Source organism: Desulfocucumis palustris (assembly GCF_002933875.1).
GTDB lineage: Bacteria > Bacillota > Desulfotomaculia > Desulfotomaculales > Desulfocucumaceae > Desulfocucumis > Desulfocucumis palustris.
In genome coordinates this window covers 1-10,920 of record NZ_BFAV01000163.1, presented here as the reverse complement: position 1 = coordinate 10,920, position 10,920 = coordinate 1, and the positions used below count along the sequence as shown (strand labels likewise).

Here is a 10,920-nt window from a genome sequence, read left to right as displayed (position 1 = left end):
CGCAAGAAACAGAAACCAAAAAGGTGTTGACTGGCAGTTCACGACCAATGATGCAAGAATCAAGCTGAAGCGGCTTTATCCACAGTTTAAGAGTTGGCACTGTACTAGTTTTCTTTTCCGCAAATGGTCAATGTATATGACTGGCAATTCTACATCTTTGTTACTAAAAAAGTTTCATACTTATCAAGAAATCTTGCTTGTAAATTTCCCCCGGACTTGGCGAGATAGCAGGGTTCCCCATCCTCTCTATCTGCTTTAATGTTTGCAAAATTGAGAAATCACAGTAAAAAGAGCATCGGCCAGGATGTTCTTTTTACTTTTTTAATTCTTGCAAACCACACCACCCCTTTAAAAAATTATTCTTTTGTGACCCCTTTAAATGGGTTTCCACCCGACTTCACATCCATAAACCGGCCGGTGCTACTATCGCGCTTGACCCATGTACCGGATTTTGGATTGTAAGCTTGAGACCGGTTGGAAACCGCGCCATGTCTATAGTTTTTACCTGTGTTTTTGGCCATCTTTTTACCCCCCTCTCTTTGGTTTAATATGGATACCACTTCAGCCTCATTATATACAGGAAATATTTTTTTGGCAAGTTAAAATATCATGTATTCAAATTATGTTTTTTTGTATATAATAAAGATAAAAGGGTGGTGAAGATGGATCAAAACATTATTGGTGCAAACCTTCGCCGGATTCGTGAGGCAAAGGGTTGGACTCAATCCCAAGTAGCCGATCTTGCCGGGATTTCCAGGGTTGCTTATCGGAATATTGAAAGCGGCAGCACAACCCCCAAAGTATCAACATTACAGAATATAGCATCCGGTATCGGAGTAAAGCTCCAGGATTTATTTGTTCCGGTTCGCACATTAAAGAGGGTCAGATTTCGAGCATCTAAAAAAATGAACAGCCGGGACAGCATTTTAACCGAGGTTGCACGGTGGCTTGATGATTTTAATTACCTGGAGGAATTATTACAGGACCGTAAAGATTACCGGTTCGAAGATCTTGCCAGGGATTTGTCTTCGACGAGTACCGGATACACCAGAGCTAAATGCGCAGCTAAAGTAGCAAGAGAAATATTGAATCTCAAAGAAAATGAGCCTATTCGCGATATCGCTGGTTTACTTGAATCATGCGGGATAAAAGTATACCCTCTAAGCCTCGCGTCAGACGGTTTCTTCGGCTTGTCTGTTGCCAGGGAAGATGGAGGCCCTGCTGTTATTATTAATGTATGGGAACGAATTTCCGTTGAGCGATGGATTTTTAGCGCCGCTCACGAACTAGGGCACTTACTTCTCCATCTGGACGCCTACAACATAGAAGAAATTGCTGAAGATGAAAGCCAGGAAAATGAGGCAAATGTCTTTGCTTCTCATTTCTTGATGCCGGAAAAAGCTTTTAAATCGGAATGGGACGATACTTACGGCTTGTCCTTTGTCGACCGAGTCCTTAAAGTAAAGCGAATATTTCAGGTTAGTTACAAAACTGTCCTGTATCGCCTTTCTGAAATTCTAGGGAATTCTATATGGGGAAAATTCCAGAGTGCTTATAAGCTAAGAACCGGTAAAACATTGAGTATTGCGGATGAACCGGAAGCTTTGCCCCCGGATAAATTTCAACAATCGCCGGAAGTATTGCGTTCCCAGGAACCAGACTCCCTGTCCCCATCACACTTTATTGAAGATCGTTTATCCAGATTGGTTCGTAAAGCTATTGAAAAAGATGAAATAACCATGAGTCGTGGAGCAGAAATTCTCAGACTAGATCTTGAAGACATGCGAGAAATAGTCTCTTCGTGGGTGTGAACAAATGGGGACAAAAAAGAGGCATTTTCTTATACTGTATGCCAACATACTCATCGATTTCTGTAAATGCGACAGGACAATTATTAAATTGATTTGTACTTACGTAGGTCAAATATATTTAGCTACGCCTGTTTTAAGTGAAATTAACCAAATCGATGAGCGCACTTGTGTTAAACTTGGAATTATACTTGTGGAACCAGAACTAGAGCATGTTATGATGGCGGCTGTAAAAAAAGATCCCCTATCTTTTCAAGATAATTTATGTTTGATTCTTGCCAAAGAATATGGCTGGACGTGTGTAACAAATGATAAACCTTTAAGACAGAAGTGTAAGCTTGAAGGTGTACCATTAATCTGGGGGATTGAACTCATTTGTATATTGGTAGAATCTGGCGGGCTACCTGTTGAACATGCGAAGGATATTATATTAGAAATACAGAAGATTAATCCGAAATACATCATGGAAATATTGTAGCAAAAGCACTTAAAAGACTTGGAACTGTCTGAATGTAGGCAAGCCACTGACGGCAGACTGCATCAAAAGCTGGCATTCCAAAAACAAAGAGCATAAAAGTGGAAGGACCATGCGGAAATTTCACAACAGACGTTATCTTAATCCTTCCCGCGTTAAGGCTGCCCGATACCTGCTGCCCTGATTTCCTCCATCAAGGACCTGAACCGACGATACTCAGTCATGACCTGTCCATGAAAGGCAGCCCATTCCTCACTCTTTCCGGATAAGGAGCATACTTCCCGCAAATCTTTCATCCACCTGGCCGCCTTGGCGTATGCCCTGCGTCCCCGGCGGCTGATATTAATAAGCGCCAAATCCCTGTACAGGGGGATCAGCCTTGCCGGTTCATGTTTCTTCATTTTCTTAAAAAGTTTGAGCAGCAGCGGCTCATCAATTTCTATTCGGTCCTTGTGCCTTATAAATTCAGCCCAGGCCTTGTCGATATCATCCAGGTAGAGATGCATGCCGATGGCCAATGCATATTCTCTTTTACGTCTCATGGCATCAATCCATTTTTGGATTCTGGCTTCTTTGTCATCATCATCTTTATGGAGCGCCGCATTCCGCTTAAACAAGTCCAAATCAGGATGGGAAAGGAACCATTTTTCGTGCCATTCTTTTACCCCTTGCTTATCTCCGGACTGTTGGCACAGGTGGATAATCCACTGGTATTCCTGTGGGTTGACCCGGGAGTTTGCGTTCAAGATGTTTTGTAGTGTTCTAACCGCCTCTTGCCATTCTTCCCGCCGTTCATAATATCTCACAAAACAGTAAGCCAGGGAATTATCGGCCTGCAATGTCTCACCCAGTATACAGGCGGTTTGCTTGGCCTCTTCTTCCTGGTTTAAAGACAAGCATAGCTGGACCCACCAATACACTAAAGCCCGGCGAGCTCTTTCATCCTGCAGGCGGTCGCTCCGCAAAAAGTCCCTATCCAGCTGCATGATGCGCTCTTTCAAATGCCAAAGATACCGCCGCTCCGGGACACAATGGGTCAAAACGGCTGTCCACGCCAACAAATCATCCAGCTGTTTGCATTGGTGAACGACCCAATCGATAAGTTCCCTTAAAAATGTTTGCGCCTGCGGGTCGTGCAACTGGCACTGGCCCACAATTGCCAGCGCTTCCCAAAGGTAATTCTCAAATTCCGAACATCCGTCAACAAGTTCGCTGCCGCTGTATTCGTCGTCATATTTATCAATCCACTCTTCCAGGCCCTTAACCGCCACCAGCAGCCCCACTGTTCCTGAGATGTAATGTTCGGAGGTAACCAGTTTCAGCAGTTCCCGGCCATAACGGTGCAACCTCTCCAGGCCCATGGTAAAATTCCATGCATCTTCAGCATATTCATTGCCGTATCCCCAATCATCATCACTATCTTCATCATTCATATCTATTTCGGTGAACAGGGACTCGCACTCTTTTAAAATGGCGGAAAATTGTTGTTGATGGTATTTAAGTGAGCTGTACAGCCCCATCCGGCAAACCCGGTCAGAATGTAAATCTGCGGTCCGCTCATGTTCGACAAGGATGAGGCGAATCTTTTCACGTGAGGAAGGATCGGTTTCCATCAACTGCTTTATGGCCCCCAGTAAATCCTCTCTCCCCATGCTTTTCAGGCGCTGGTCCAGATCATCATCCGGCTGCTTTGCGCTAGGTTCGGCAACACTTTCAGTCTCATCCGGCTTATACCGGCCCGGACCGCCGGCAGGTTCACTGTAACCTTGCTCCCCGGCGTATTCCCTGGTCAACTGATAAACCACCGCCGCCATGTGCTTGCAGTAATCTTCATACGGACAGCTACACCGGCTTTTGCTGAAATCGGCCATATGCACCTTGACGTTATAATCCCCATAATTGCCTAAAACAGTGGCATGTACCCATTGTCCGTCAATATTAACATTTTCCACAAGCCCATTTTCATAATATTCAAGTCCCCTCTCTATAATGTAATCCGGAATATAGCTTTCCATCGCCGCCAGTAACTTATTTAGATCATGGTTCTTCTTCATTATTTTCTGCCCTCATCTTTACTCAATAACTCATCCAAACTTTTCATCAACTCGTTTGCAATATTGGGGCTTTCAAGTCACATGATGCTTTCTTCGGCATTCCCAAAGTTTAAAAGATTTATGCTCCCATATCAATACTATCTTTTGCTCAATAACTGCAAATTTCTGATGTATATTTGACTTAAATGCATTTTGACTCCTTTATTTTTCAACATATCCGAATTAATGCAAAATTTCATATAAAATTATACTATATTTGACACTGAAGCTCAACTACCGCCATTTCTTTGTGTTGCCCTTGTTACTTGCAAACCCGGCTAAATATGATATTTTTATTTTAGTTTGCACTGGATTTTATAAAAAAACACCCATTGCGAGTTTCGTAAAAGTCGGGAAACAGGCTACTCTCACGCGGAGTGCCCATTAAAAATTTACGCAATTCGGAGCCTAAATCCCCTGCCCAATATGGGCTGCCAGCCAATAGTAATATTTAACATGTTATCGCCAGACTCAAAATCCGCTGGTGGCAACACCGTAAGGGTTCGGCTCCCTTCTTCGGTACCGGTAAAGCTCAAGTTTGCAACTTTTCTAAGATTTATAACGGTTTTGGGGCTAAAAACTCAGTAAAATCAAGGGGCGTCTTTTAAAAATCTCAAAATTGTGCTGCCACGTTTTGATTATATTTAATGACATAAATTTAATTGTATGGTAAAATATAAGTGCCATGTACGCTAGAACTAAAACTTTTACCAACAAAGATGGTTCCCAGAGAACCTACATACAGATAGTTGAATCAGTGCGCGAGAACGACAAGGTGCGCCAGAAGGTAGTTTTAAACCTGGGCCGCATTGAGGACTTGCAGGAAGGCAGCCTCGATCGTCTGGTCGCAAGCCTGGTTAAGTTTTCAAAGAGAAAATGGATTCAGGCCGAGGCTGAGAAGCTTATGGTACACAGCGCCAGGGAATGGGGCCTGGATTTAATATTCAGGCACCTTTGGGAGCAACTGGGACTGCATAGTATTTTAAAAAGCCACTTTTCCAAGGCGCATGTAAGCTTTCATCTGGCCGAGGCGGTTTATGCCATGGTTTTAAACAGGATCAGCGACCCGCTGTCAAAGCGGGGTGTAATTCAATGGATTGATGCGGTATACCATCCATCTTTTTTAGAGTTGTTGCCAAACCACTTTTACAGGTCGCTGGACCTTCTCTCGGAAAACAAGGACAGTATAGAGCTTGACCTTTTTGAACGAACCAAGAATTTATTTGACCTCGAGGTAGACATGGTGTTTTGGGACACGACATCCACCTACTTTGAGGGGAAAGGCCCTGACGGGTTGGCCAGTTACGGCTATTCTAAGGACCACCGGCCGGACAGGCTGCAAGTAATGATTGGCGTAGTCATGACCCGGGCCGGGATACCCATAGCTCATGAGGTTTTTCCAGGCAATCAATCTGAGGTGGATACATTCAGGCAAATAATCGCCGATATGCGGAAAAGGTTCAAGCTAACCCGGGTTATCTTTGTTGGTGACCGGGGCATGGTCAGTAAAGAGTTGCTGGATGCACTGGACCGTGACCATATTGAATATATCGTCGGCATGCGCATGCGCAAGGCAATAGATGTTGGTGAAGTGCTTAAGACTGGTGGCCGGTATAAAACAGTCAAGGGCAACCTTAGGGTAAAAGAAGTCTGGTACGATGCCGATAGATACATAGTCTGCCATAACCCCATCCAGGCAGAGCATGACATGCACGCCCGGGAGGAAATGGTTCAAAAACTGGAAAAACAGATCAAGCAAAATGGCTTCAAGTCGTTGATAGGAAATAGTGGCTATCGACGCTATGTGGTAATAAAAAAAGATTCTGTGGTTGGTATTAACCAAAAAACATTAAAAGAAGAAGCCCGTTTTGACGGGAAATATGTGTTGCGTACCAACTGCCAGCTCGATACCGACCAGGTGGCCATTGCCTACAAGGATCTGTGGCGTGTAGAGCGGGCCTTCCGGGAAATCAAGTCCAGCTTGGACCTGAGGCCGGTTTATCACTGGAGAGACAGCCGGGTCCGGGGGCACATTATGGTATGTTTTCTGGCCCTGGTGCTGGAGTCGGCTTTGCAAAGACGATTAAAAGAAAAGGAAATTACTGTTGAATACACCTATTTATTGCGGGATCTACAACAGCTTAGAGCTGTAGAACTGACCATGGATGATAGAAAATATCTGTGCCGGACTGAACTGGCGGGGAGCGCACACCAGGCCTTTAAGGGGCTTGGAATCCGGCCACCCCTTCAGGTTTCTGACTTAACAAGCTCAAGTCCTAATAATTCAGATTACTATTTGCAGCCCCTGTTTTAACAAAGGGGAAGTTTGTAGTGGTACGTCTATCCCAAATGACCCTGAGCCCTTGATTTTACTGGATTCTTAATTTTCAAGTTGCAAAGTCGAGTAAAGGGAAACCCGCGAATTGTTTTTTTCAAGCCCTTGCGGTTTTGCTAAAAGCAAATACGCAAGGGCTTTTTATTATGGCGTACGAAGTATGCGTATGAAGAAAAGGGTATTGCGAACTTCATACGTAGGGGCTTTTTCCCCGGGTGTACCTTCTTTAACCTTCAATATTTCCTTTACGATCCAATATTCTAATGTCCGGGACTAATGAACAAAGTATCGCAATACCGATAATTAAAATACCCGACATCAGAAACCAATGGTTTACACCGATTCTATCAGCAAAGAATCCAGATAGGATCAGGCCAAAAGGCATAGCAAGAGATATGACGCTTCCTGTAAGGGAAAAAACTCTTCCTAAATATTCCGGTTTGATTTTTTCCTGAAAAAGAGCCATTTGAACGCCGCTGTAAAACGGAACGGAAAGCCCCATAATGGCGCAACACAAAACGAATACCCCAAAACCGCTTGAAGGAAGAATTCCTGAAACAGTCAGACTGAACCCCATCAGAAAAACAGAAGTAACCATTAGCATAATTCGTTTTCGGTATCCGCCCAATAGCCCTAATAACAGACCTCCCGCCAGCATACCCGCGGCAAAAGCAATCTCGGTTATAGAAACGTGTACAGGTGTTCCATTAAAATAGCTCATACTCATGAGCGGAAAGAGAGCATTAATCGGCATATAAACAAACATATATAAAGTTCCTATTAAAAGCAGGACAAACAATCCTTTATTTTTTTTCAAAGCAAAAAATCCGTTTTTCATTTCTTCCATAAATTTTTTCTTTAAGTGGCGTTGCTCCATGCTGAGTTCCGGAATGGACACAAGGGCCACTGTTATACAAGCTATTACGGCACCTAATACATCAATAGCTATAATCAAATTTAAATCCCAGATGGAGTATAGAAAAGCTGCAATTGCAGGGCTGACAATATAACTGATTGATTGCATAGACTGGCTGTAACCAGCACATTTGGTTAACTGTTCTTCCGGCACTAGCAGAGGGGTTACAGCGCTTAGTGCCGGGGAATGGAAAGCTGTTCCGATACTACGGGCGAACAAAACCACCATAATCATCCAAACAGGCAGTTCCATATATAAGGCCACAAGGGCCAATGTTCCGCCGGCCGCGGCAATAATTAAGTCCGCACCAATCATGATCATTTTTCTGTTATAGCGATCAACCAATACACCGATCGCAGGCCCAAACACCGCATATGGCAGAAAGCCAACCAATGAAGCAATTGAAAGCACCATTGCTGATTTGGTTTTTTCGGTTAGGAAAAAAATAATTGCCATTTGCAGGATGGCGCTGGTGATCAACGAGATCGCCTGACCTGTCCAAATTATAAAGAATTTTTGCTCCCATTTTAAAGTTTCTATTGTCATATCTGTTTTTCTCCTTGCCTTTTTATTGTCAATTTTATTCTACTTCTGGCAATAAAAAATACAGACTAAAATCCTCAATGTGAGCTTTAGTCTGCATATCAACGTTAAAAAGACATAGGGAAAACGTATAACCTCAAATGGTTACACCTCACCCTTATCCATGTCCTGTTTCGCAAAATAAGCACAACAAAAAAGCCCACAATTGTGGATGTTTTTACTGCTTTTTTATTGCCGGCTTATCTTAAACGAACAGAATACATAGATAGAATGTCCTCCTTAAATTCTCTAAGTACTGAATTATTCTATCATAAATAATATATCTCTGCCAATACTAAAGAGGTTCATTACAACTTTGCCATCAATTGTTGCACATAATTAACAAAATCTCCAAAGATAAGGTATCCGGTTTTTACTTTTTTATATTTAAGGGCGCGGTAATATCCGGCTTATTCATTGACGGACATATTCCAACCGCTTGTTTGTTGTTGAAGCGACCACAGCCGGGCATACAATCCCTGCTGAGAAAGCAGCGCCTCATGCTTACCCTGCTCCACGATCCGCCCGTTCTCCAGAACAATGATGTTGTCTGCGGTGACGACGGTTTTCAGCCGGTGCGCGATGATAATGACTGTCCTGCCCTGGACCAGGGTATTGATCGCCTTCTGCACATCCACTTCATTTTCCGGGTCTAAAGAGGCAGTGGCCTCGTCCAGCAAAACCACGGGGGCGTCCTTCAAGATGGCACGGGCAATGGAAATGCGCTGTTTTTCACCCCCTGACAGGGTGTTCCCGCCTTCGCCCACCATCGTGCCGTACCCATCAGGGAGCGCCATAATAAAATCATGGCAGCAGGCTTTTTTCGCCGCAAGTATGACTTCCTCCCTGGTGGCTCCCTCACGGCCATATATGTGTCGCTCATAAAGCTCTATATCTTGTGATAACTGAATACAAAAATTAATTTTGGATATTCTTACAACATCTAACTAATCCTTGGAGTCCAAAATGGAACAACAATCAATATCAGAAAAAGATTTACTATTTCTTGTTATTGTTTTTTTAATCGGTACCGCAATAATGCTGGTGCCTCCCGCCGTGGCTAGCGAGGCAAGACAAGATGCCTGGCTGGCTTTGTTAATGGGAATGATTTTATCAATCATACTTGCCAAGCTATTAATATCACTACAAAGATTATTTCCAAACGAATCTATAATTCAATACAGTGTTAAGGTGCTTGGCTACCCAATCGGCAAAGCAATTAGCGGTGTTTTTCTTTGGTTCGCCCTAATTCTATCTGTTTTAATATTACGTAATATTGGAGATTTTGTTCAAGCAGCTATTCTGCCAAACACACCTCTTGTGGTAACACATACAATAGTAATCATTATCACCGCCTGTTCAGTTAAAAGTGGACTTGAAGTTTGTTCAAGAATTTCCAGTCTATTATTTCCGTTGCTTATACTAACCTTATTGGCTACTTCCATTCTAACTCTGCCCCAATCAGATTTTAATCGTCTTCTGCCGCTTATGGAAAACGGCTACACACCATTAATTCATGGCGCGGTAATAGCAGCTTCTTTTCCCTTTGGTGAAATAATTATTTTTTCAATGATATTATTTCAAGTTAATAATTCAAAACGCCATGGGAAATTTTTAATAGGCGGCATATTAATTGGTTTTCTCATTTTAGACTGGAGCATTTTGCGCACACTTAGCGTTTTAGGTGTGGAGGCAAGTATACGCCACAATTATCCTGTCATAAGAGCTGTGGAAGAAGCACCGGCCAGTAACATATTAGTAATTTTATTAACTTTAAATTGGTTCATTTTTGCGTTTAGCAAGTTATGCATATGCTTTTACGCATTCACTACCGGTTTTGCACAATGGCTAAACATCAAAGACCATCGTCATATAATTACACCGATCTGCGTAATAATTGTAGCATTATCAATATTAATTTATACAAACTACACTGCAGAAGAATACTATGCCGCCAAGATAAATCCATATTTCAAAATACCTATTGAATTAGGAATACCTTTACTTATTTGGCTGGTTGCAAAAATTCGTTTTAGTAAATAAGCATCACCTGACTTTGCCCCACGCATCAATAACAGCCGGGGACGCCTTTCCCCAAAGGGCGCGGCGCACAATAATAACCATGCTCACTGACAAACCCCATAGATTGCTGGCGGACATTTTTACAGTCCCATTATTTTTCACAATTCAAAATTGTTAAACTTCATGTAATTCTTTCGTAATATTTTTTTGATATTGTTGAAAAAAGAAGGATAAAGGCGGTAATTCACCATGAATAACCTTTATATACTTCAAATGCAGCTTAGTATTCACCGGCAGCGTCTTGAAAAAATGGTTCAAAAATATGGCATGCAACATCCCAAGGTATTATTGCAAAGTCAAAAAGTTGATAAGATTATCTTTCAAATACAAAGGTATATGTTAAAACATATGCCTAATTTTGCACAGTTTTCAAGAAAAGAATAAGCATAGACCCTACTCTCCCCACATATACCCCCTTAACGGTCATCACTTTTGTACTTCTTGTGCGGTGATGGCTGTCGCCTGTCTTTTAGTTGTTTTATTTCCAACCGGGATCGATCAAAAAAATGTTACACTTACTCATGAGTCAATTAACTCAACTTTCTCACATGAATAATTGACTTCAACCCTTGATATAACTGAGTTTGATTCGACTATTTTTGAATGAAAACAACAAAAACACCCCTAAC

9 protein-coding genes and 1 pseudogene are annotated in these 10,920 nt (G+C 42.5%); 6 read left to right on the top strand and 4 right to left on the bottom strand.

The genetic code is table 11. From position 1 onward, the window contains the following. Positions 1 to 259: hypothetical protein (locus DCCM_RS19060; RefSeq protein WP_207655622.1), on the top strand; the 259-nt coding region annotated here is incomplete at its 5' end. A 97-nt stretch (positions 260 to 356) separates the two neighbouring features. Here DCCM_RS19060 and DCCM_RS18815 read toward each other — a convergent pair. Further along, positions 357 to 521, bottom strand: a complete 165-nt coding sequence (locus DCCM_RS18815; protein ID WP_165792223.1) for a hypothetical protein — start codon at positions 519 to 521, stop codon at positions 357 to 359. A gap of 141 nt (positions 522 to 662) precedes the next feature. On the opposite strand from DCCM_RS18815, the gene DCCM_RS16625 reads away from it, so the two are divergent. Both DCCM_RS16625 and DCCM_RS16620 read left to right on the top strand, forming a co-directional pair. Next, on the top strand, positions 663 to 1,811 hold the full coding sequence (locus DCCM_RS16625; protein ID WP_104373515.1) for a helix-turn-helix domain-containing protein: 1,149 nt from the start codon (positions 663 to 665) through the stop codon (positions 1,809 to 1,811). A 4-nt stretch (positions 1,812 to 1,815) separates the two neighbouring features. After that, on the top strand, positions 1,816 to 2,286 hold the full coding sequence (locus DCCM_RS16620; RefSeq protein WP_104373514.1) for a PIN domain-containing protein: 471 nt from the start codon (positions 1,816 to 1,818) through the stop codon (positions 2,284 to 2,286). A 152-nt stretch (positions 2,287 to 2,438) separates the two neighbouring features. Here DCCM_RS16620 and DCCM_RS16615 read toward each other — a convergent pair whose 3' ends face one another. Next, entirely contained in the window at positions 2,439 to 4,337 is a 1,899-nt protein-coding gene (locus DCCM_RS16615) for an SWIM zinc finger family protein (RefSeq protein WP_104373513.1), read from the bottom strand. Positions 4,338 to 5,061: 724 nt separating this feature from the next. Between DCCM_RS16615 and DCCM_RS16610 the strand changes: the two genes are divergently transcribed. Beyond that, positions 5,062 to 6,690: an IS1634 family transposase gene (locus DCCM_RS16610; RefSeq protein ID WP_104373512.1), complete on the top strand. Its 1,629-nt coding sequence runs from the start codon at positions 5,062 to 5,064 to the stop codon at positions 6,688 to 6,690. A 247-nt stretch (positions 6,691 to 6,937) separates the two neighbouring features. Here DCCM_RS16610 and mef(A) read toward each other — a convergent pair whose 3' ends face one another. Next, the gene (mef(A), locus tag DCCM_RS16605; protein WP_104373511.1) at positions 6,938 to 8,173 is read right to left on the bottom strand and encodes a macrolide efflux MFS transporter Mef(A); all 1,236 of its coding nucleotides are present in this window, start codon (positions 8,171 to 8,173) and stop codon (positions 6,938 to 6,940) included. Between the two features lie 446 nt (positions 8,174 to 8,619). Beyond that, a pseudogene (locus tag DCCM_RS16600) lies at positions 8,620 to 9,081 on the bottom strand (ATP-binding cassette domain-containing protein); the annotation flags it as partial. A 94-nt stretch (positions 9,082 to 9,175) separates the two neighbouring features. On the opposite strand from DCCM_RS16600, the gene DCCM_RS16595 reads away from it, so the two are divergent. Both DCCM_RS16595 and DCCM_RS19785 read left to right on the top strand, forming a co-directional pair. Beyond that, positions 9,176 to 10,252 (top strand): GerAB/ArcD/ProY family transporter, encoded by a 1,077-nt coding sequence (locus DCCM_RS16595; protein ID WP_104373510.1) that lies wholly within the window; start codon positions 9,176 to 9,178, stop codon positions 10,250 to 10,252. A 228-nt stretch (positions 10,253 to 10,480) separates the two neighbouring features. Continuing rightward, positions 10,481 to 10,675: a Spo0E family sporulation regulatory protein-aspartic acid phosphatase gene (locus DCCM_RS19785; RefSeq protein WP_104373509.1), complete on the top strand. Its 195-nt coding sequence runs from the start codon at positions 10,481 to 10,483 to the stop codon at positions 10,673 to 10,675. Positions 10,676 to 10,920 lie beyond the last annotated feature (245 nt).

What these genes read in the sequence shown, in the direction of transcription:
- DCCM_RS16610 (WP_104373512.1), top strand. Translation starts at nt 5,062, where the DNA reads ATGTACGCTAGAACTAAAACTTTTACCAACAAAGATGGTTCCCAGAGA.
- DCCM_RS19785 (WP_104373509.1), top strand. Translation starts at nt 10,481, where the DNA reads ATGAATAACCTTTATATACTTCAAATGCAGCTTAGTATTCACCGGCAG.
- DCCM_RS16595 (WP_104373510.1), top strand. Translation starts at nt 9,176, where the DNA reads ATGGAACAACAATCAATATCAGAAAAAGATTTACTATTTCTTGTTATT.
- DCCM_RS16620 (WP_104373514.1), top strand. Translation starts at nt 1,816, where the DNA reads ATGGGGACAAAAAAGAGGCATTTTCTTATACTGTATGCCAACATACTC.
- DCCM_RS16615 (WP_104373513.1), bottom strand. Translation starts at nt 4,337, where the DNA reads ATGAAGAAGAACCATGATCTAAATAAGTTACTGGCGGCGATGGAAAGC.
- DCCM_RS18815 (WP_165792223.1), bottom strand. Translation starts at nt 521, where the DNA reads ATGGCCAAAAACACAGGTAAAAACTATAGACATGGCGCGGTTTCCAAC.
- DCCM_RS16625 (WP_104373515.1), top strand. Translation starts at nt 663, where the DNA reads ATGGATCAAAACATTATTGGTGCAAACCTTCGCCGGATTCGTGAGGCA.